General features: G+C 47.2%; 16 protein-coding genes. 5 read left to right on the top strand and 11 right to left on the bottom strand.

Annotated features, from left to right (window positions below; all coding sequences use genetic code 11):
* Positions 1–163: 163 nt before the first annotated feature.
* Complete coding sequence (locus QUB11_RS25260) at positions 164–1,090, bottom strand: nuclear transport factor 2 family protein (protein WP_333391979.1); 927 nt, start codon at positions 1,088–1,090, stop codon at positions 164–166.
* A gap of 218 nt (positions 1,091–1,308) precedes the next feature.
* Here QUB11_RS25260 and murG point away from each other — a divergent pair, with 218 nt between their 5' ends.
* Positions 1,309–2,373 carry an undecaprenyldiphospho-muramoylpentapeptide beta-N-acetylglucosaminyltransferase gene (gene murG, locus QUB11_RS25255; RefSeq protein WP_333391978.1) on the top strand — a complete coding sequence of 355 codons (1,065 nt, stop codon included), beginning with the start codon at positions 1,309–1,311 and terminating at the stop codon, positions 2,371–2,373.
* A gap of 38 nt (positions 2,374–2,411) precedes the next feature.
* Here the strand turns inward: murG and QUB11_RS25250 are convergent, their stop codons facing one another.
* The 6 genes from QUB11_RS25250 to QUB11_RS25225 all read right to left on the bottom strand — a co-directional run bounded on the left by QUB11_RS25250 (position 2,412) and on the right by QUB11_RS25225 (position 6,378).
* Positions 2,412–2,825: a hypothetical protein gene (locus QUB11_RS25250; protein ID WP_333057436.1), complete on the bottom strand. Its 414-nt coding sequence runs from the start codon at positions 2,823–2,825 to the stop codon at positions 2,412–2,414.
* Positions 2,809–3,258 (bottom strand): type II toxin-antitoxin system antitoxin SocA domain-containing protein, encoded by a 450-nt coding sequence (locus QUB11_RS25245; RefSeq protein WP_333206695.1) that lies wholly within the window; start codon positions 3,256–3,258, stop codon positions 2,809–2,811. Before QUB11_RS25245 ends, QUB11_RS25250 begins: the two co-directional genes overlap by 17 nt.
* Positions 3,259–3,407: 149 nt before the next feature.
* Positions 3,408–4,004 (bottom strand): urease accessory protein UreG, encoded by a 597-nt coding sequence (gene ureG, locus QUB11_RS25240; RefSeq protein ID WP_333391976.1) that lies wholly within the window; start codon positions 4,002–4,004, stop codon positions 3,408–3,410.
* A gap of 162 nt (positions 4,005–4,166) precedes the next feature.
* Positions 4,167–4,880, bottom strand: a complete 714-nt coding sequence (locus tag QUB11_RS25235) for an urease accessory protein UreF (protein WP_333391974.1) — start codon at positions 4,878–4,880, stop codon at positions 4,167–4,169.
* 137 nt (positions 4,881–5,017) lie between these two features.
* Positions 5,018–5,455: an urease accessory protein UreE gene (gene ureE, locus QUB11_RS25230; RefSeq protein WP_333391972.1), complete on the bottom strand. Its 438-nt coding sequence runs from the start codon at positions 5,453–5,455 to the stop codon at positions 5,018–5,020.
* Between the two features lie 431 nt (positions 5,456–5,886).
* Entirely contained in the window at positions 5,887–6,378 is a 492-nt protein-coding gene (locus QUB11_RS25225) for a DUF4168 domain-containing protein (RefSeq protein ID WP_333206699.1), read from the bottom strand.
* A gap of 1,045 nt (positions 6,379–7,423) precedes the next feature.
* Here QUB11_RS25225 and QUB11_RS25220 point away from each other — a divergent pair.
* The 3 genes from QUB11_RS25220 (at position 7,424) to QUB11_RS25210 (ending at position 8,792) form a co-directional block, all read left to right on the top strand.
* Positions 7,424–7,594 carry a hypothetical protein gene (locus QUB11_RS25220; protein WP_333206700.1) on the top strand — a complete coding sequence of 57 codons (171 nt, stop codon included), beginning with the start codon at positions 7,424–7,426 and terminating at the stop codon, positions 7,592–7,594.
* A 440-nt stretch (positions 7,595–8,034) separates the two neighbouring features.
* A complete protein-coding gene (locus tag QUB11_RS25215) occupies positions 8,035–8,301 on the top strand; it encodes a hypothetical protein (protein ID WP_333204043.1) in 267 nt (88 codons plus the stop codon).
* Entirely contained in the window at positions 8,298–8,792 is a 495-nt protein-coding gene (locus QUB11_RS25210; protein ID WP_333204041.1) for a DUF4385 domain-containing protein, read from the top strand. Before QUB11_RS25215 ends, QUB11_RS25210 begins: the two co-directional genes overlap by 4 nt.
* 123 nt (positions 8,793–8,915) lie before the next feature.
* On the opposite strand, the gene QUB11_RS25205 is transcribed toward QUB11_RS25210, so the two are convergent.
* The 4 genes from QUB11_RS25205 to QUB11_RS25190 form a co-directional block, all read right to left on the bottom strand.
* Positions 8,916–9,383 (bottom strand): regulatory protein RecX, encoded by a 468-nt coding sequence (locus QUB11_RS25205; protein WP_333391970.1) that lies wholly within the window; start codon positions 9,381–9,383, stop codon positions 8,916–8,918.
* 114 nt (positions 9,384–9,497) lie between these two features.
* The gene (locus QUB11_RS25200; RefSeq protein WP_293126913.1) at positions 9,498–9,908 is read right to left on the bottom strand and encodes an AbrB family transcriptional regulator; all 411 of its coding nucleotides are present in this window, start codon (positions 9,906–9,908) and stop codon (positions 9,498–9,500) included.
* A 1,652-nt stretch (positions 9,909–11,560) separates the two neighbouring features.
* Positions 11,561–13,258 carry a CHAT domain-containing protein gene (locus QUB11_RS25195; RefSeq protein WP_333204037.1) on the bottom strand — a complete coding sequence of 566 codons (1,698 nt, stop codon included), beginning with the start codon at positions 13,256–13,258 and terminating at the stop codon, positions 11,561–11,563.
* 4 nt (positions 13,259–13,262) lie between these two features.
* Complete coding sequence (locus QUB11_RS25190) at positions 13,263–13,517, bottom strand: hypothetical protein (RefSeq protein ID WP_333204036.1); 255 nt, start codon at positions 13,515–13,517, stop codon at positions 13,263–13,265.
* Positions 13,518–14,932: 1,415 nt separating this feature from the next.
* Here QUB11_RS25190 and QUB11_RS25185 point away from each other — a divergent pair.
* Complete coding sequence (locus QUB11_RS25185) at positions 14,933–21,211, top strand: cadherin-like domain-containing protein (protein WP_333391968.1); 6,279 nt, start codon at positions 14,933–14,935, stop codon at positions 21,209–21,211.
* The last annotated feature ends 578 nt before the right edge of the window (positions 21,212–21,789 follow it).

Below are 21,789 nucleotides of genomic sequence, written 5' to 3'. Positions count from 1 at the left end.
AGAAGAGGAAAAAACTTAGTTTTTATTTAGTATAAAATCAAGTCGGGTCAATTAACCATAATTCTTGTAGGGGCTGGTTTACCTGGTTCTCTCATTTGTATTAGAGATTTTACTTGACCCGCCACTACAGAAATTACTCAAATAACCCATAACACCTATTTTATTACTTGACAACCCGCAATCGCACACTAACCGTTGCAATTCCACCTTGTCGCATCAAAACTGCTGAAACCCACCGATTTTCTGGCGTAGCCGGAGCTTTACCTACTTTAAAAATTCCCCCGGCATTTAGCAACTCTAGCTCGACTTCTGAGGGATTAAAAAAGGTTTTTTCGGTAATTGGTTCCTCCAAAACAGTCCCTATTAAAATATCATCGCCGATCGGCTCTCGAACAATGGCATCAAAATGGTACTCTTCGCCCACCTTAACTTGCTCCGGCAAATTCACTTGAATTGTGGGAGGATTTTGGCCAGAAGTAAGCTGAGTTTGTTCGGCTAAAATCTCTTGACTAACTATTTTTTCGCCTTCAAAGCGCTGCTGAGAACGGATGGTAGCTTTGAGACTTAATTCTCTGCCATCCTTTTTTTGAGTGCCGGCAATTGTAGTTATGGTTTCTGCAATAATCGCGCTACCTTCGGTTTTCCAAGATTTGATCTCGGTGCGGTAATTTAAACTCGGATATCGATCCCAGAGTTGGGTGAGGGCTTTTTCCATGATGCGGCTGTTTAAGCCGTCAGAATGAGTGAAACTCGGACTGTAAAATGCCATGACTGCTTTGACATCGCGCCGATTGGCCGCTGCGTCAATTTCTGTTAGCAGTTTTGTGAGTGGGGCAGGCGCATTTTCAGGGGTTTGGGCGATCGTTTGGGGAGTCGCCGCGATCGCACCGATCGCTCTTGCGGCACCTTGATGCAGCACGCCAGCACTTACCACTGTTAAACATAACAACATTTGAGCGATCGACTGCCCGCAGTTCAAGCCAAAAACGATCGCCCGTTGGCGCAGCCCTCGAAGAGGATCGGCTTTTTCGTCCCGACGGCTGCAAAAATACTGAGATGCACTTGGCATTAAATTCAAAAAATTACGCATTAGATGATAATTTGGTTATTTGTCAGGAGTCGTGGCGCGGGCAACTGTTCGCCTGCAACGAAAACTGACAACGGAAGGACGGACACGGCACAATCTAATTTTAGATTGCTGATTGAAAATTGGCTGAAACTGCCGGAATAATAAGCATAATAATCTAAAACCTCCAATATAAAATTGATCGACCTGTGGAACTTGTACTTGTAAAAGAAACAAATACCTTGACAAAAGCCCCCCTCCGGTTGTTGGTTGCAGCTAGCGGCACTGGTGGACATTTATTTCCTGCGATCGCCACCGCTAGTCAGTTGAACGACTGTCAGATCGAATGGCTGGGAGTCCCAGACCGCATGGAAACCGAGTTAGTTTCATCCCTTTACCCCCTCCACACGATCGCGGTTGAAGGCTTTCAGCAGCGATTTGGACTAGGTACATTGCGAATTTTGGGCGGACTCGCCGGCTCGATCCTTCAGGTGCGGAAGTTGCTCAAAGCTGGAAATTTTCAGGGAGTGTTTACTACCGGCGGTTACATCGCAGCACCGGCAATTCTAGCGGCTCGCTCTTTGGGTTTGCCGGTGATTCTCCATGAATCTAATGCCATTCCCGGAAAGGTGACACGCTGGTTTAGTCCTTTGTGCACTGCTGTGGCGATCGGATTTGAAGCAGCAGCCCAGCATTTACCCCGCGCGAAAACGGTGGTTGCTGGTACGCCGGTGCGATCGCAATTCCTGACTCGCCAACCTCTAAATTTGCCAATTCCTGACAGTGTACCTGTAATTTTAGTCATGGGCGGCTCTCAAGGTGCTGTCGCCGTCAATAAGTTAGTGCGCGAGTGTGCTCCGGCTTGGTTTGATACCGGTGCTTGGGTGGTTCACCTCACCGGAAATAATGACCCGGATGCTGAGAGTTTGAAACACGAGCAATATTTGTCTATGCCATTTTACGACAATGTGGCGAGTTTGTTGCAGCGAGCAAATTTAGCAATTAGTCGATCGGGCGCGAGTGCTCTGACAGAATTAGCAGTAACGGGAGTACCTTCTATTTTAATTCCTTATCCTCACGCCGCAGACGACCACCAAAGATTTAATGCCGAAGTGTTTGCCGCATCAGAAGCCGCCGTCGTATTCCGTCAAAGCGAACTAACAGCAGAGGTGTTGCAAAGCAAAGTGTTGTATTTGTTAAGAGATTCCGAATATTTGGCAAAAATGTCTCAAGCTGCTTCTAAATTAGCAGTGAGAGACAGTACAGAACGTTTGGCAAATTTGGTCAGGGAATTGGTGGTGAGGTAGCGAAAATTGGACACCGCCACTAATTTAACGAGTTCTTTTTAATGAGGGTAAAGCGTAAAACCCCTGTCCAACCAAATAACATAAAACACAGCCCCATCCCGATAACCAACCATCGGAGCCTTCCCGCAAAACCGAAAAGCAATAAAATTTACATCATCCTTAAGATGGCTGGGAATAGGTGCTCTAATGGAACTTCGGGCTATCTTCTCGTAGCCCAATCCGTGACGGGGACAAGCATTAATCTCACTCCAGGTAAGCTGATTTAATTTGTAGAGCGTATCTGCAAAAGCAGCCTTTTCATCTTTTGTGCATTGAGAAAGAGAGTAATCTTTATTCATGTATCGCAAAGAAAATAGAGGTGACTCCTGCTCTGGCGGTAAATCAACAATTTCTCTAGGTGAAATCCTTTTCCCTTTTTCTTGGCGTTGATTTGCCTTAAGATGCTTCTTCACAATTGAGTTGAGTCTTGAAGTATTTTTTCAGGGATTGATGAGTAATTTCTCCGCTATTTTGAGCAGCAAGTTTCCAGGGATATTCTTCGTGTGTCATGTTGCTTAACTTCCATGCAGCAAACTGCCCAAACACAGAGTAAACTTCATCAAGCAGGCTCTTAGTTTTTTCGTCGTAAATCGAAAAGTTTATATATTCTGGACATGGAATTGCACCAGTACCATACTTTTTATAGTGACGGTACAAATCAGGAACAACGGGCCCGTGAGTCCATGCTTCTATGGCTTCAGGAAATAGCGGTTCATCGTACAAAGCTAAATGAAAGCCTTGAGCATAGTAAACCAATTTCTGAAGCTTGAGATTAGATATCAGATCGCCAGCATCTTCACTTGCCTGAGCCAAAAAGTATTCGGCTGCATCATAACAACTCAGCATAACTTACTTGGTAGTCATTAAACGGCAAAACTAGAACGAGATTTTTTTGACACTCCCGCGACTCAAGCAGACTATATTTGTCTGGAGACTTTTTCACGGGGAATTGCGAGCCGTGTCACTTTATTTACATTATACTATATTTTCTCAATCTATGCCATATTCAATTTAACAAAGTTAACTACCGATTCTAATCCTTCTTGGGTCTTCAGGTTAGTAAAAACAAAAGGTTTGTCGCCGCGCATTTTTTTCGCGTCCCGTTCCATCACGCCTAAATCTGCTCCTACATAAGGTGCGAGGTCTGTTTTATTAATTACCAACATATCAGATTTAGTAATTCCTGGGCCGCCTTTGCGCGGAATTTTATCGCCCGCAGCGACATCGATTACGTAAATTGTTAAATCTACTAACTCCGGGCTAAAAGTGGCAGCCAAGTTATCGCCACCGCTTTCGACAAATACTAAATCTAAATCAGTGAATTTTTGTTCTAACTCTTCTATAGCTACTAAGTTAATAGAAGCATCTTCGCGGATGGCTGTGTGGGGACAGCCTCCTGTTTCTACGCCCAAAATTCGATCGCTCTCTAAAGCTTGACTCCGAACCAAAAACTGGGCATCTTCCTGAGTATAGATATCATTAGTAACTACAGCAATCTGGTATTGCTGCCGCAGCGCCTTGCACAAAGCATCAAGTAAAGCAGTTTTCCCCGAACCAACTGGCCCAGCAATTCCTACACGAAAAGCACCCATAGCGATTTTAGATTTTAGATTTTAGATTTTGGATTGTCTGATTTTCAACTGCGAAATAACCGAGTTGTAGTTGTAGGGTGCGTCAGACGGAGTTATGGAACGATTATCGAGGCTTTGGGGTTCTGACGCACCTTACTAATTAGATTTTGGATTGTCTGATTTTCAACTCCGAAACAACCGAGTGTACTGAGTTTCATGCGCCATGCTAGCCAGTCCCAATCCCCAACTACAACTCCCAAGGTCATCATCTTCTAATTTTAAAACTTCTTGCGCCGTACAGCTAATTTGAAACTGCAAATCTAACAGTAACTGTTGACCGGCTGTTTGACCGAGGGGAATCAGTTTCACGCCCGCACTCGCCAAATTGGCAGCCCAACTGTACAAATATCCTAACACGGCCGCTTCTTCTTCAATCTGCCAGGTTGCTGCGGCAATGCCAAAGCCGATCGCAAAATTGCACTGATTGCCGCCAAATTCCACCAAATCTTTTACACTTGTTGTTAACCCAGAAGCAACGGGCGATTCCCTGCGGGATAGCTTCGCTTCACGCAAATCCAGCAGCAACCTGACCAAAGTCCGCCCCATTTGCCAACTTTGCAAGCGCAACTCTTCTGTTTCCTTAGCAGCAGTCGCCCAAGCATTCCAGTAATTCAAAGCCGTCAAATCCCCCATCTGTGCCGCCCTCAAAGCCCTTACCACTACAGCGGCTTCTACTCGAACAGCCCCGAATTGCAGCGAATTTTCTAACCAATTCCTCAAAGTAATCTCGGTGTCGATCGCACCGGTTTCTACCAGACTTTCGATTCCCTCAGAATAACTATAAGCTCCCACAGGTGCAAAAGCTAGCTGTAACAAACATAAAAGTTGATTGTTCACTGTTGACTGTTGACTGTTGACTGTTGACTGTTGACTGTTGACTTATTGCTTCTTGAATGGCCGAAAGCAATTTAGTCACAAGCCCTCGCATTCATCGGTGAGAGTAAATCTAAAATCTAAAATCTAAAATCTAAAATCTAATGGCTGTGCCCGTAAGCGCCCATTTCCGGCTGAAACGGCACAATTTCCTCTGTTACTTCCAAACCCATTTTTTCCAGCATTCCCTGCAACACAGAGTCGGGAGAAAGCCTTAAATAATTATCGGCAATTTCTAAAGCTACGTGGCGGTTTCCTAAATGATAAGCCGCCCGCATCAGTAGCAGCGGGCTTGATGCCCGCGCTGTCAGCACCGATTCGGGTTTTGCACTTACCAGTACCACACAGCTACCGTCTTCCGACTGCAATAAATCTCGATCGCGCAATACTGTACCTCTGGGCAAACTCAGGTGCAGCTTTTCCCCCGTTTCTGTCTCGAATCGGTGGCGGCTGCGAGTGCGATCGTCCGCTGTCATCGGTAAAGTAAAGCTGACAACAGCATCGGGATTTGCAGGTAAATGTTTTGTGAATGTTAGCATTTTTCTATTCTATTCCTCAGAGCAATTCAATTGACACTGAGTTTTTGAGGAATATCTTTTTTATAGCCGAAGGAATAAAAAAGACTGAAGTTCCAATCTTCAGCTCATGTTTCAGAAATTAAAAACGTCTTAATCATGTTCGCGATCGCTATATCTCATTCCGATTTACAGCCAGTTGAAAAATATTCATCTCTCTGACCGCTCCCGTTCTGGCTTTATTACCAAATTTATGTTATTTTGTCAAGCACTTGATCGCAGACGATCGCTTTTTTTTCAAAAAATTTTGCCTACCGTCTAGGAACTCGAACAATTTAAATCTCCAATATTATTGTTGGGGGGAGGTAGCGGTTAGGCATCCTGCCTGCCCTTAACAAGCTTTTATGGAGAAGTCTAATAGAACGGGAGAGGAAGAAAGACTCAAACCCTCAAGCTTATTGATTGCCCGCTTGTTGCAGTCGCAGGAGCTCGGCTTGAATTCGCTGTTTGACTGCCGGATTCGCTTGCTGGAGCAAAGTAAGCTGGTTGAAGCGACTAACTGTCAAACCATTGGTTTCGATAACTTTTTTAGCTTGTTGGCAGTAATTCACCGCGATGCCGCGAACACCTCCAGACAACCTATTGATTTCCTTAGTTTCGTTGCACACTACTCTGGGAACCGAGCCCCCAGCCATTCCTTTAATTTCGTTATAAGCTTCCACCCGTCTGGGTTCTATTGCCAACACAGCACGAGCGTAGCTAGTAATTTCTTCGCTGCTAATCTCTTGAGCTTGGGCTGCTGCTCCGAAAACGAGATTTGGGGATTGTCCATACAAACCGGGCGCCCATCCGCTAGCTAAAGCTGCAGCAGAAATGATGCCTGCAAACAGCGATTGTCGCAGCATCCGGTTTATGCCAAATTTAGAGGTGTTTAGTGAGGTGTTCATGGTCGTCGGTGATTGATTGCGTGTAGATAAAAATGACACAGCGCTTGGAGGCTCAATATTTTTGAATAATGTGGTGGCTAAAAAGTTCCTGCCGTTGGTAACTATTTTGAATTCCAGCAGGATGCTTTGGGAGTGGCTACGACGATCGACTTTTTAGCAAATTCGATAATTTCATTCATTCTAGCATCTGTGGGAAGTTGACAAAATTCAAACTTTAGATGGTAATTTTAATTACAGAGTGTTCTCGCATTGCCTCTCCCAATAATTCTCAAAGCGCAAATATTAAATAATTCTAAAACTTCTTGACAAATTACTCGCCTTAATTAGTCTAATCAAGGTACGGGCTAGCAAAGCTATCTTCCCGCAAGGGTTCCCGTTCCCCGTAGGGGTTCCCGTAGGGTAGGGTAGGGAAGCGCCTGGAAGGCTAGGTCAATCGATTTTAGATTTTAGATTTTAGATTTTAGATTTTAGAATTGAAGCATTGACTTGCGCGAGATAAATTCGGGGGATCCTTTATCGGATACAGGTTTTTTATTTCTGGACGGATTCATCACGTGGCGGGTATCCTGGATGCTTTCGGTCAAATTTAGCAGCAATCGCACTCATCAATGGCGGCGATGATTGATTTAATGTTAAGCGATGGTGCATTTGTCGATCGAGAAAATCCCCCGCTGGTTTGGCTGCTGACGAAGTTAGAGGCGGAACAAAAATTATGTTTTACTACCCGAAGATAGAGACAGCAGCAGGGAACTAGACATTAAAATCTTGTTATCAAAATGCGCGCTATCTGTTTTTGGCAGTCAACGCCCAGGCCTTCGATTCCAGTTCTCGCTTCCTCCCGTTTGGGGCTGTGGAAACTTGTCTGGGAGTTACCCAGAAACCTGGTTCTTCTACGAAATAAAATCGTTACAGCCACCAGCAAGAGTAGACAAACCCGGAAAGCTGGAATTTTTGGGAGTCAGTTTTCTGGTCATCTAGAGCGCAGATAGCGAATTTTGGCAAACATTATCGCAGCAATTTAACAATTATTAATTACTCATTGCCCATGAAAAGTCAAAAAGAAATTTGGCGAGTTATTCTCGCAGTAGCTATCTGTATTGTAGGCGTGCTGCACTTTGCAGTGCCCGCACCTTTTATCAGAATTGTGCCGCCCCAGCTTCCTTACCCGGAAGCCTTGGTTTATCAGAAAATTGGGTTTAAAACCCCGTCCTTCTAGGACGGCTTTAATTTCTTAAATCCATTCCTAAAAATCCGTAAATTTCTTGTATTTGTGCTAGACTAGAACAGTCAAGGTTAAACTCCTTTGCCCGAAGTGAAACGGAGACACACTTTTAGGCATAAATTGTTGGACCGAGAGCAGCGAAAACTCTTAAAACAGCTAGAGGATCGACGCATTCTCTTTACCAGAAAAAAAATAATTTAGTTCATTTGTTAAGTAGGGTAGGGCATACCCGAACTCTAGGTTCGTATCCTAGTACGCTTTTGGAGATAGACCCTCTGGGGTTGCTGTGAATTAGGCTCGTCAATTGGTGTAATTGCACGGTTGAAAAGTTTAAAGATTGCCGAAAGGACATAGCGCTTAAAGGTCAGTCGATGAATTAAGAATCCCTACGCCTTTAGGCTAGGGAGTGTCAAATCAGCGGTTTTTTCGAGATTTTGGGCGGCATTGGGCTGTTAGTTCCTCTTGTCAGCAGGGCGGCGGCGTGGGGGTTAATTGCCTTGTTTATTGCCGTGTTTCCAGCTAATATCAATCAAGCCGTCAACAACATTCCGATAGAAGGGATTCCCCACAACCAATTACTGTATTGGTTGAGGCTGCCTTTTCAAGCTGTCTTCATTGCTTGGGCCTGGGTTTATACCCAACCAGACGAAGGTAAACCCCGGGCTTCTATAGTTCCAGATAGAACAGAAAACGCCCAATGAAGCAGTTCGACTACCATGCGGATTTTAAGAACATCGACTTTCGACAGTACCCGGAACTTTATCGGGTAGGGAAAGGAGAACAGGGAGTGCTGTTGGTTGAACCCTATAAAGGAGAAATTCTGCCTTTCTGGAGATTTAAGACTCCTGAAATTGCCAGGGAGTCCAGCAGCAAAATTTACTCCTTGTTTTTAGACTATCTCGATGCCGATGATTTTGTTGGAGCCGACATGGCCCGCAAGTTCTTGCAGATGGGGTACACTCGATCCCGTCGCTACGCCAACCACAAAAGCGGTCGAAAATACCAGCAAAACCCTCAAAATCTGAAGTCTGTTGCTGAGCAAACCGCAGCTCGAAAAGATATTTTGCCCCTACAAGCAGATCCGGTGAAAGCAGAATCAGCAGCCATTTTTCAAGAGAAATGGATGCTGGCCAAAATCAACGAGAAATATCTCGAGCTTTTAGCCAGACACCGGCAGATGTACGAATCATAGTTAGTCAACGCACTCGGATTGACACACATTTACAAAAACTCAGGACTTACACTTTAGCCCTGTCGGCCGCAGTGTAGTTGTGCTTGCCTATCTGGGCCACATCTATTTGCTTGGCCCTACTATTTACTCGTCATCTTCTTCTGTTTGCCACTGTCGCCAAATTTCAAAGGCATTAAAGCCCCTGTATTGCAGGTAATTCAAGACTTTGCCCTTGGTTTTCGGATCTGCTTTACCCCAAGTATCGATCTTGTATTTCCGCATGACTTTGGCTTTGAATTCGGCCAGTTTTTCTGCTTCGGAGTCCTGATTTTCGGCAATTTCTTCTTCCCAGACTTGCTCGAACAAATCGTTGGTAATTCCTTTTTGCAGGCACTTGCGCTTGATGGCAGACTTCCCGTATTTGCCTGCTGCAGAGGCGATCGAGTTTGCCACCAAGCGAGTGTCGGACTGATAGCCGCGGTCTTGAATTTGCGCGATCGCCTCCAATATTTCCTCATTGCCAAAACCTTTCTCTTGCCCCTTTTTGCGAAGTTCAGAGGCACTGTAGTCTTTGCGAGACAAGAGAAAATAGAAATAGTCAAGACAGCTCATCAGTTAAATCGAAGGGTGGCGCGCAAATACTCGTGTAGCGAATGCCAAATCCAGTCGCCTTGCTATCGGCTGACTGTATCACGTGAAGCGAAGCTATCCCGCAGGGAATCGCCTCTATTCTTCTGTATCCTCCTCTTCATCATCCACTTCCACATCCGGTCTGTCCACATCGATCTGAATCAAGCGAATGTGCTTGTATCCGAGCTTAATTTCAAACTCGTCTCCCGGCTTTAATCCCATTTCTTGGGTATAATTTGCCCCGATCACGATCGAACCATTCTTGTGAACGCTAGCTCGATAACTCGCTTCTCGCCCGCGTCCGTCTGCTTTCGACTTCTCTAGCTCAATGCCCTTAGCAGCTAACACTGCATCGTAAAACTCAGCCAGATTAATCCGGGTTTCTCCACTTTTGCTGACCGTGAAGTAGCCGCAAAGCTTTGCAAGTTCTCTGCGCGGCAAATCGCTGCCTTTGATTTTTTGAAGCAGACCTTTTCCTGTTAAGGGTGCTGTAGCTGTTTCTGCCATTGACCGTACCTCGCTTATTGGACTTTACTTATATCAATTACAACACATTAGATTAACTTTGTTTCACTGTCAATACTAATAATTCTCAATATTTAAGATTCTGGATAAATTTCTGCGGTCTCAAGGCCGGGGGTGCAAGTAAGGATGCTCGAAGGGCGATCAATTTGCTCCTCGCGGCCCAAATCCTTGTGTAAGCCTCTCTTGCGATCGCGCGGGGAATTATTGTCGCAAATTAAATGCTTTACTTTTTTACACTAAAGTCTGTTCCCTGCATTCACCAATCCCCTATCGAGTCTGTGGTCAAGGTAAAAACAAGACAGCCATGAATCGAAATACCTAGACCGCGGCCGCTGCAAATCTGCCGCCAGCATTTACCGGCGCGGGGTTAACTTTTACCTCAACAAGACGAGGCAGCACTTGTTCTCGATGTCACTGCCAGCTACTTGTAAATTCTATTTTTCGGGCTGGAAATCCCCTCAAAACCCCAAATACCAACAGGCAATCTTCTATTAAGGTGTTGGGCATATAACTTCCACAGAACGCAGTCTGGGGAAGGCAATCCGGTAAAAATTCAAGGAAATTTCACCTCTTCGTTGAACGGGTTTAAGCTAAAACCCGACTCAATGGGCGCCGCGGCAGAAACATCGGGCAGCCACTAAGAGGGGAATAGTTTTGATCGAGCGAGATTGCTTCGCGACTCTTAACACTTCCCCAGGAATCAGTAGATTTCTAGGGGGAACTCGGGAAAATCTTCCTCCTCCGGCCCCAAGCCAGAGAATTTGAGGTTATTTCCACAGGGGAATTGAAAAAGACCCAGTTAAATGCACAACAGCTTAAATGTTTGATGCACTACAAATTAGCAGCGGTTCCCGACATGGAGTTTCAATGGAAATGTATTGGTTTCCACTCGTGGCCTGTAAACGGTCATACTCTCAAAATTTAGGCACCAACTGGAGGGGCGCGTCAATCGATTTTAGATTTGAGATTTTAGATTAAAGAATTGAAGCCTTGACCCCACGGATAAATACGTTCGGCAAGTTTCATCGGATACAGGTTTTTTATTTCTGGACGGATGAATCACGTGGCGGGTATCCTGGATGCGAGGAGGTCAAACTCACAGCCGCTTCCATAATTAATTATTGTGAAATAAGCGCGCTGAGGGTGAGGACGTTCTTAATTGTGGCAACTCTGGCTTTTATTGTCTTGTGCCGAATGACGAATGCTCCTGCTGCCGAATCAGCCCGCTCAAAAACGCATACAAGCCACCGACTCCTGTCGGGGAGAGATCAAAATTTTAGACTCTTGTTCAAGCTTCCAGATTCATCTGTGGAGTAAATCTACAATCTCCAATCCTTCGACTCAGGACTCAAGCCGAAGTCTAAAATCTCCAATCGACTGACGAATTCTATATTAAGCAGTCCCGGACTTACTTTCTCGACGAGAAACCCGGTTTCTTCCTCGATGCTTGGTTGCGCTGCTGCTTATTTTCGGTAAAAACCGGCTTGATGAACGTAAGTCGGACAGTCGATCGAGCAGTATACTTTTGATCGCTTTGCCAGCGGCTGCAGATCGCGAATGGCCAGCAAAAACCCCACCCAGTTTGGAGCCAGGCCAAGAGGGTCTAAATTCAGCATTGCAGTGGGCGATCGCTTTTAGTGACGTTGTTGCAGGTAATTTTGCGACAGGGGAGTCCGTACCGCCGGCAGTAGCTCTTCTGGTTTCGTTCCTCGCTGGTGCGAGTACCGCCACCCAAAAAAGCCAGCACTCAAAGCAACGGGCAATAAGCAAAGTATTAGGGCGACAGATTTTTTCAACCCCGGTTTTTTTAACGGTTTCTGAGTCGGTGCAGCGGCGCAAGTTGCTTGGATCGCCGCACACTCAGAATTAGGAATAGAGGACGGCGAAGCCGTCGGTGAGTTGGGTGAATTAGTAGCATCGGGTCGATCGTTCTGGTGAACCCAATCCCTACGATCTTTTAATTGGTGGGGATATTCCCAGACTTCGCCGTCAGAATTGTCTGACTCATGGGATCGATTGGCTGGGATTGGGGGGTATTGGGCGATCGCCGAAACCGAAGACGGGGCCTTCCATTCTGTACCCGCGAGCGCCGGTTGCGTTCCCGACGCGATTATGTGCACCATAGAACCGGATGTCGCGCTGTGGGCTGGGGCGCCGGTCAGATAGCCGTCAAAGTCCGGGTGCTGGTAGAGAATCGGCAAAGCCCAGTATAGCTGGTGAGAACCGTAGGCAGAAATTAGCCCAGCTCTGGCCCGGCTCAGGCTGAGATCGACTGGATAGCCTTGATTGAGGTTGCGGTAAAACAGCCGCGTCAGAGTTAGGGCTACATCGTCGGGGATGCTTTCTGCCATTGCTAGCACTGCCGGAATTCCACGCTTCACTAGAGCTTCGGTTAAGTTCCGTTCCGGGCTGTCGTCCGCGAGGTCTGAGGGGTCGCCGTAGGCGCCGCGGCAGGAGTTGAACACGGCCATCTGAATACCGTTGTTAACGAGCAATCCAGCTAAGTCGTCGCCACTGAGGGTTTCGGTTAAGCCGGTGCGGCTGCTGACTAGGTAGAGTTCCCCACCTCTGGAACCTAAGTTGCTGTGGCCTGCGTAGTGCAGGACTTGGTAGTGTCCTTGTTCTAGGGCTTGGGTAAGTTGTTCTCGATCGGGCTGTTCGAGAATAGTCAGTTGAATTTCCGGGGAATGGGGGCTGTTTTTGAGAGGATGACCGATGCGGTTTTGGAGTTCTTGTTGCAGGTGGAGCACTTCTCGCTTGAGCTGCAAGCTGTCTCGATCGCTCGGAGAGGCGATCGCCATTAAAATTTTTAGTGGCCCGCCACTAGGCAGTATCCGGGTTTGTTTGAACAAACTTGTACCTGGTTGGTAGCGAGAAAACACGACATCTGTGCCGGTTGCCAAAGGGCGATCGCCGGCGTGCAGAACTTCCCACGGCAGACGCGGCAAGCGTCGGCCTTTGAGTCCGAGTCGCAGTTGCAGCACTTCTCGGCGGTGCTGGGCAATGCCTTGAGCGCAAGTCCAGCTATCGCGCAAGTTTCCTTGAAACAGCCCACTGTATAATTGTTGCCCCAGGGCTACTAAATTGGGCCCTGAGTTGTTTCCCGAACGGGAGAGGCCGCGACCCGCAAAACTGCTTCCCTGTACTGCTTTTCCTTGGAGCAAGCCCACCAGCGGGTCGTTCATCAGTTGAGCAGAGAGTGCAAGCCATTCGTCGATCGGCCAGCGGACTTGTTGTTCGGCTAAGGGTACACCGGGTGCAACCCTTTCTGTCCGCACTAGATATTCGTCGTCCCCAACAGGGGTGACTGAGAGTTGAAATTCCTGGCTCACGGATTTAGCGCCCTCCCGCCTTAATTCTGAATTTGCCTGCGTTTTTGCGGCTAGCAATAGCGATCGGCAAAATAATTTTTACTCTTCCAATCAAAGTTTCTGAATGCGCTTCCCCCGATCGGGCGATCGCTAGGGTCATATATATTTGTTCAAACACTTTGAGGATATAAAAGTTGTACTTTAATAACAGTTTATTAGTTTTGATTGCCCTGTGGCTCGGTGAAAGCCGAATTTTCTGCAATCTTTGTATCTTTAACATTTTGCACCTCTACCGCAGACCCCTTTAGATTCGTCGTGAACTTGAGTTTCTCATTGCTGAGTAAAGTTAAATTGGAGGCACTTTACCAGGCGGATCTCTAGTTCTTATTAAAATTACTTCGGCTCTCGCCAACCGGTTTCAGGGTAATATCGCAGGGAAAGTTGAGTATTTTATTTTTTTTTGCGATCGGTCGATCGGTCTTTACCGCTTATCCTCTACCACCAACCCCCCACGTGTAATCTTGATTTTGTGTCAATTAATTAATTGGTCAGCCCTGGGTTCTCATCCGTAAGCCCTCCGCCCTCATCCTTAAGACCTCAGTGGCGATCGATAATCGATAGTTGACCATCGATAATTGCTAATAACTTATTGCTATTTTCCCGCTTTTATGATATAGAAATTTTTTAATTTAACTCTCTGAATCGAGTTAAAGTTAAGCAGCAAAAATAAACTTAAGTAGCCAAGAACTCTCAACAATACAATGGCAATCAAATTATTCCGGTACTCTCAAGCAACCATCATTTTGGGCATCTAGAGGATTACGCCTCATCAGGCCGGTTTCTCGGATAATTATTGGATTTGGTAGCGAAGCCTATACAAAACAATAGGGTTTCGCAGCCTCGCCGTGGGTCATTCCCGCTCAAAATGCCGAGCTTGCAACTGTCACCAAAAACGACTCCTGCGTCGGTTACTCTTTTTAGCGAAATTTTGCAATCAGTCTTGAGATAGATAAATTTTGGCAGAACTCTTAATATTGAGCCGAAAAAAACAATTTTCTCAGTTGGCGAGGTTTCCTCGAATCGAGAGAAAATTGTGCAACTAAAAATTAGAACAAATATTTGCCCGGGGGAATTATCTAAATTTCTAATTAATCATCGGGAACTAAAATTAGGAGGCTGCAGTCGTTTAGTCAAGAGATGCAAATCCTAGGTCAGGGAAGGATTTGTCAAAGCTGGGAGTGTTACAAAACTTCAATACATCCAGCCAAGATCGGAAAAAAAGCAAGGGTAAAAGTGGGGGGGAGACAGGTTTTGGGTAGTTATTTAGGAGTTGTCAGTTGCGAGTTTAAGTTCAGCTAATTCACTGTAGAAATTACGTAGGAAATCTACAATAAGGGACCATTAGACGCAGCTTACTGTAGAAATTACCGAGAACATCTTAAAGGCTCGGAGCTTCGGGGCAGCACTTACGGTGTAGGTCGCGTATCAATTAATTTTGGTAGGCAATTGCAGAATCTAAAACTCGCAACAAAGCGAAAAAACCTTGCGGTTTAAGTGGCATCTATAAGAGTAAAGATGAGGAAACCAGCTCCTATAGCAGGCGAAAGCATGAAGTTAGATTTTTTTCTTCTGCTGCCTCCTGTTTGCTGATAAATTGATTCTAAGAAGCTTACCATTTTTTGGGAAATATCAACGATGGCAGACGAAAACTTGTTAGAAAAACCGGGAACACTTTTTCTCGCTCAAGATGAAACACAAAATCCAGTCGGGGATTTAGGCGACGACAGCTCTACAATTTCCGATGATGATTTAGCCAAGTTAATTCTGGACCAGATCGACGAAAAAACCGACGGCGTTACCACCACCCAATCTCCAGATCCGTCTAACGGCGTACTGGAAGAAGGTGCTGCTGATGACAGCCAAATTGCGGAATCTAACGGCGTACTAGAAGAAGGTGCGGGCGAGAAAGATGACGATGACTTAGACGATGGCAGCGGCATCGATCGCCGAACCCTCGTCGGTAGCGATGACGATGACGTAATTGTCGCCACCGGCGATCGGGATAAGATATTCGGCAAGAAAGGCAAGGACAAAATCAAAGGAAACCCTGGCAAAAAAAATGAAATGTACGGGGGTAAAGATGACGACGATTGCGAGGGCGGCGATGACGATGATCAAATAAAGGGCGATCGGGGCAACGACAACGTTAAGGGCGGCAAAGGCAAGGACACCCTTAACGGCGGTAAAGATAACGACAGCCTTTTTGGCGGCAGCGACGACGACATCTGCGAAGGCGATGACGGCGATGACTCGGCCCACGGCAACGAAGGAAATGATGGCGTTAACGGCGGCGCAGGCAACGATACCGTCTACGGCGGCAAAGGCAACGACGATTGTGAGGGCGGCGAAGGAAACGATGCCGTCAGGGGCGACACAGGCAACGACAACGTTAGCGGCGGCGACGGCAACGATACCGTTAACGGCGGCAAAGATAACGATACCGTTAGCGGCGGTGTAGGCAGCGACCAGTGTGAAGGCGACGACGGCGACGACAACGTTAGCGGCGGCGAAGGAAACGATACCGTTAACGGCGGTGCCGGCAGCGACAACTGTGCAGGTGACGACGGCGACGACAGCGTTAGCGGCGGCATCGGCAACGATACCGTTAACGGCGGTGTCGGTAGCGACAACTGTGCAGGCGACGAGGGCGACGACAGCGTTAGCGGCGGCACCGGCAACGATACCGTGATCGGCGGTGGCGGCAGCGACAACTGTGCAGGCGACGAGGGCGACGACAGCGTTAGCGGCGGCATCGGCAACGATACTGTAATCGGCGGTGCCGGCAGCGACAACTGTGCAGGTGACGACGGCGACGACAGCGTTAGCGGTGGTGCTGGCGACGATACCGTGATGGGCGGTGCCGGCAACGATACCCTCGTGACTGGCGACGGCAATGACATGGCAGGCGGCGGCGACGGCGACGACAGCGTTAGCGGCGGCGGCAACGGCGACGATACGCTGATGGGCGGCGACGGCAACGATACGCTGATGGGCGGTACTGGCAACCATACCTGTGTCGGCGGTACTGGAAATGACGTTTATCTCGTGAGTAACAGTACGTCTGGGGCAAGGGCAACCATCATTGACTACGAAGATGGCCAGGACAAGTTTCTGCTGTTTGGCGACTTGAACTTTAGCAGCTTGACCTTTATACAAATCGGTGCGAATACCGAAATTCGGGTCAATAACTTCGCCTTGGCGCTATTGTTGAATGTCAACGCAACGCTTATCACTGCGGCCGACTTTTTGGGAGTTGATCCTCAAACTCCAACTCAGACTCCAACTCAAACTCCAACTCAAACTCCAACTCCCCCTCCGATTTTTAACCCTCCGCGAGTGGAAGCTAATAATAGCTTGACTGCTGGTTCCAGCGGCGGCGAGCAAACTATTACTTCTGAGTTGTTGCGTGTTGTCGATGACGAGCAAGGTCCTAGCAACACAGTCATCAAGCTAACCGAGCTGCCCGCTGCTACAACCGGCCGACTATTCTTTAAGGGAGTCGCCATAACAGAAGTCGGTTTTACCTTGACTCAAGCAGACATTAACTCAGGCTTCTTAAGTTTCCAAGCGGCAGTAGGTTTTGTCGGTGCGGCTAGTTTTGGTTTTGAAGCTACCAACGGCAGAAGAGTTCTCACCCGCCAGACTTTTAGCGTGAACGTCGAGCAAAATGTCTTTAAGTTTGGTGGTACTACAGCACCTCAACTTATTTTCGGTTCTGTGACGCTGGATAACGACATCGAAGGCGGCGATGGTGACGATAACATTACAGCCGGCCAAGGCAAAGACAAAATCATCGGTGGCAAAGGCAAGGACACAATTAAAGGCGGCGATGGCGATGACGATATCGACAGTGGCGATGACGATGATGATATCGAAGTCAGCCTAGGCAAAAACCAAATAAAAGCAGGCAAAGGCAACGACAAAGTTAAAGGCGGAGATGACGATGACGATATCGACGGTGGCGATGATGATGACGATATCGACGGTGGTAAAGGCAAAAACACACTAAAAGGAGGCTTGGGCAAGGACAAAGTTAAAGGCGGCGATGATGATGACGATATCGACGGCGGCGATGACGATGACGATATCGACGGTGGTAAAGGCAAAAACACACTAAAAGGAGGCTTGGGCAAGGACAAAGTTAAAGGCGGCGATGATGATGACGATATCGACGGCGGTGATGACGATGACTCGATCGACGGTGGCTTGGGCATAGACAAAATCATCGGCGGTAGTGGCAATGACACATTAACCGGAAATGAGGGCGATGACTCGATCGAAGGCGGTCTAGGAACCAATAATCTGAGTGGGGGTAATGGGAAGGATACCTTTATTTACCTCGTTTCCCGCCAACAGATTCAAACAGTTGTAGAAGCTGACTTAATTACTGACTTTAATGTCACTGACGATGTTTTACAGCTTTCTACGGCAGCTTTTGGCAATCTCAGCGTTTCTAGTTTGACCCGACTGGAGATTACTGCTACTTCTACTGTGGGGTCGATCGGCAGCGCTAATTTGCTCGACTTCACCCTGGATACCAGTGTTAACAGCATCACGACTTTGGAACTGCGGTTTGCACAGTTGGGTGGCAACCTAGACGCGCCTACTTTCTGTCAGTTTAGAGATGCCGAGACCGGCCGTACCGTACTGGTATTTGGTTTTGGGGGGCGCTTGGAAGTTGTCACCAGTTTCTCGGTGGACATTCGCCTGGATGTCAGTAACTTTGTCTTCATCGGCACGCCACTAAATGTTCCTGTCGGTACTGTCGGCCCTGACAATTTCGATTTCGGCACTTATCCGGCTGCTGTTAAGTTCGATGGTTTAGCAGGCGATGACAAGATTGTCGGCAGCAATTTTAACGATACCATCCTCGGCGGCGACGGCAACGATACCATCACCGGCGGCCTCGGTTTGGATGTCTTAAGTGGCGGCAGTGGTGCGGATCTGTTTGTTTACAGGACAACTAAAGAAGGCGGCGATAAAATTTCCGACTTTACTGTTGGGGTAGACAAATTCGAGTTTAGCGCGAGTGCTTTCGGCAATTTGACTACGACTAACTTTGACGGTGTTAGCGGGGTTTCTCCTGACATTACTGGCAAAGAGTTAGTGATTTTCACCGGCGGCAGTTATGCCTCTTTGGAAGCTGCACAAGCTAAGGCTGTAGGCAATTCTACAACTGCTGGTTTCTTCGCCTTTACGAATGCGAAGAACGAGACGGTGTTGTATTTTGACTCGAACGGTACCGTAGCAGGTGGTTCTACCTTGATTGCGAATCTGGGTACTGCTGCTACCAATCTGGGAACGGCGGACTTTGTATTCACAGGTACGATCGCCTCGAATCCCACTGGTACTACTACCAACTCAGGTAGCATTGTTGATTTAACTGCTGCTGGGAACTCTTACCCAAGCGAGTTTAACAATTTCGGTTCTGGTGTTGGCGGTTACAACTTCACTACTCCTGTCTTGTTTACCGGAGATGCGAAGGCTAACAGCGTCACTGGTACTGAGTTTGCTGACATCTTCAGCGGTGGTTCTGGTGCAGATATTCTGACTGGCGGTGCTGGTGCGGATCTGTTTGTTTACAAAGCAGCAGGCGAAGGCGGTGATACGATTACTGACTTCACTGTTGGGGTAGACAAATTCGAGTTTAGCGCGAGCGCTTTCGGTAATTTGACTAGGACTAACTTTGACGGTGTTAGCGGTTCAAATCCTGACATTACTGGCAAAGAGTTAGTGATTTTCACAGGCGGCAGTTATGCCTCTTTGCAAGATGCACAAGCTAAAGCCCTGGGCAATTCTACAACTGCTGGTTTCTTCGCATTTACTAATGCGTCGAACGAGACTGTGTTGTATTTTGACTCGAACGGTACCGTAGCTGCTGGTTCGACGCTTATTGCTTCCTTGGGTACGGCTGCTAGCAATCTGGGAACGGCGGACTTTGTATTTACAGGTAGCATCGCATCTCCTGCGACTGGTAGTACAACCAACTCAGGTAGCATTGTTGATTTAACTGCTGCTGGGAACTCTTACCCAAGCGAGTTTAACAATTTCGGTTCTGGTGTTGGCGGTTACAACTTCACTACTCCTGTCTTGTTTACCGGAGATGCGAAGGCTAACAGCGTCACTGGTACTGAGTTTGCTGACATCTTCAGCGGCGGTTCTGGTGTAGATGTGATCACTGGCGGTGCTGGTGCGGATCTGTTTGTTTACAAAGCAGCAGGCGAAGACGGTGATGCGATTACTGACTTTACCTCTGGAAGTGACAAATTCCAGTTTACCGCGAGCGCTTTCGGTAATTTGACTACGACTAACTTTGACGGTGTTAGCGGTTCAACTCCTGACATTACTGGCAAAGAGTTAGTGATTTTCACAGGCGGCAGTTATGCCTCTTTGCAAGATGCACAAGCTAAAGCCCTGGGCAATTCTACAACTGCTGGTTTCTTCGCCTTTACGAATGCGTCGAACTTTACTGAGTTGTATTTTGACGCGAACGGTACCGCAGCCGGTGGTTCTACCTTCATTGCGAATCTGGGTACTGCTGCTAGCAATCTGGGAACGGCGGACTTTGTATTTACAGGTACGATCGCCTCTTCTGATACTGGTACTTCTCCGACTGGTACTACTACCAACTCAGGTAGCATTGTTGATTTAAATGCTGCTGGGAATACTTTCCCTGTCGCCTTTAACAATTTCGGTTCAGGTGCTGGCGGTTACAACTTCACCACTCCTGTCTTGTTTACCGGAAATGCTGATGCTAACAGCGTCACTGGTACTGAGTTTGCGGACATCTTCAGCGGCGGTTCTGGTGCAGATATTCTGACAGGCGGTGCTGGTGCTGGGGATCTGTTTGTTTACAAAGCAACAGGCGAAGGCGGTGATACGATTACTGACTTTACCTCTGGGGTAGACAAATTCCAGTTTACCGCGAGCGCTTTCGGCAATTTGACGACGACTAACTTTGACGCTGTAAGCGGTTCAACTCCTGACATTACTGGCAAAGAGTTAGTGATTTTCACCGGCGGCAGTTATGCCTCTTTGGAAGATGCACAAACTAAGGTTCTGGGCAATTCTACAACTGCTGGTTTCTTCGCCTTTACGAATGCGTCGAACGAGACTGTGTTGTATTTTGACTCGAACGGTACCGCAGCGGCTGGTTCTAGCTTGATTGCGAATCTGGGTACGGCTGCTAGCAATCTGGGAACGGCGGACTTTGTATTTACAGGTACGATCGCCTCTTCTGATACTGGTACTACTACCAACTCAGGTAGCGTTGTGGATTTAATCACTAATCCCGGTACTTACCCAACCGACTTTAACAATTTCGGTTCTGGTGCTGGCGGTTACAACTTCACTACTCCTGTCTTGTTTACAGGAGGTGCGGCAGCTAACAACGTCACCGGCACTGAGTTTTCCGATGTTTTGAACGGCGGTTTGGTTAACGATACTCTCAACGGTGGCGCAGGTAACGACAGCATCTCCGGTGCTGAAGGTAGCGACAGTCTCTTCGGCGGCGACGGGAATGACACTTTAATCGGTGGTGTGGGAACCAATGTTCTCAACGGCGGTGCTGGGTTGGACGTGTTTGTGTTCAGCGGAACTACTGCTGGCGGCGGAGATTTAATTACCAGTTACAGCATTGCTGATGATGTAATTAACCTCGACAAAACTGGTTTTGCAGCGTTTACAACCGGAGGGCCTTTGGGTTCGGGTTTCTACGCTTACAGCAGCACAGTTTCTGATGTAACTGTGTTTGAAGCAACTTTAACCGGGCCGTCCATCATGGCTATCTACGACGGTTTGTCTACTAAACTGTATTACGATAGCAACGGTTCTACGGTTGGTGGTAACAGTTTGTTTGCTACTGTCGATGTCAATTTGGGAGTTTCCGGTAATTCTGAATTGTTCTTGTTCTAAACGGCAAGAATCCTAATCGGGATATCGGTACGGTTAGGGACACGGCAAGCCGTGTTCCTACAATAAACAGGTAAGGACACATTAATACTGTGTCCTTTTTTTTGGTAATTGTTAAACAATTTAGTCGCTCTTTTTTGGGTAGGTAAAGGGCTTTGCTGTGTCCTCTTTTGCCTGGTTGTAGATGGTTGGAGTCGATCGCACTCGCGAGGGCTATTTCACCATCCAATCCGGTTTATTTTACCCGTTATATCCATTCCGGTTGATTAAACCGCAGAGGACACAGAGGATACAGAGAAAGGGGAGAGAGAGATGAATACAGGACGATGCCAATGGATTTGATATTACCCAAAATCAGGACACTGCGCCGTGCCGTTTCCCTACAATTAATCGGAAGGTGGTTAAATTTGTATTCACATGGACGCACTTCGACAAAGAAACCGGGTTTTTTACCTCATCTTCGAGTGCGAACGAAGTATTTTCGTAAAAAAACCCGGTTTCTGGGCAGGGTAAGAGCATCTTAATCAGGCTTGACACAAGCACTTGAGAATCTGCATCATATAGTCATCATTCATCGCCGC

Source organism: Microcoleus sp. B6-A1 (assembly GCF_036705085.1).
Classification (GTDB): domain Bacteria; phylum Cyanobacteriota; class Cyanobacteriia; order Cyanobacteriales; family Microcoleaceae; genus Microcoleus.
This window is presented reverse-complemented; position numbering and strand designations above follow the sequence as displayed.

Bases quoted from the DNA above. Each gene is read 5' to 3' on its own strand.
- ureE (WP_333391972.1), bottom strand. From the start codon at position 5,455: ATGCTAACATTCACAAAACATTTACCTGCAAATCCCGATGCTGTTGTC.
- QUB11_RS25260 (WP_333391979.1), bottom strand. From the start codon at position 1,090: ATGCGTAATTTTTTGAATTTAATGCCAAGTGCATCTCAGTATTTTTGC.
- ureG (WP_333391976.1), bottom strand. From the start codon at position 4,004: ATGGGTGCTTTTCGTGTAGGAATTGCTGGGCCAGTTGGTTCGGGGAAA.
- QUB11_RS25190 (WP_333204036.1), bottom strand. From the start codon at position 13,517: ATGTTAAAGATACAAAGATTGCAGAAAATTCGGCTTTCACCGAGCCAC.
- QUB11_RS25245 (WP_333206695.1), bottom strand. From the start codon at position 3,258: ATGCTGAGTTGTTATGATGCAGCCGAATACTTTTTGGCTCAGGCAAGT.
- QUB11_RS25210 (WP_333204041.1), top strand. From the start codon at position 8,298: ATGAAGCAGTTCGACTACCATGCGGATTTTAAGAACATCGACTTTCGA.
- QUB11_RS25225 (WP_333206699.1), bottom strand. From the start codon at position 6,378: ATGAACACCTCACTAAACACCTCTAAATTTGGCATAAACCGGATGCTG.
- QUB11_RS25200 (WP_293126913.1), bottom strand. From the start codon at position 9,908: ATGGCAGAAACAGCTACAGCACCCTTAACAGGAAAAGGTCTGCTTCAA.
- QUB11_RS25185 (WP_333391968.1), top strand. From the start codon at position 14,933: ATGGCAGACGAAAACTTGTTAGAAAAACCGGGAACACTTTTTCTCGCT.
- QUB11_RS25220 (WP_333206700.1), top strand. From the start codon at position 7,424: ATGAAAAGTCAAAAAGAAATTTGGCGAGTTATTCTCGCAGTAGCTATC.
- QUB11_RS25205 (WP_333391970.1), bottom strand. From the start codon at position 9,383: ATGAGCTGTCTTGACTATTTCTATTTTCTCTTGTCTCGCAAAGACTAC.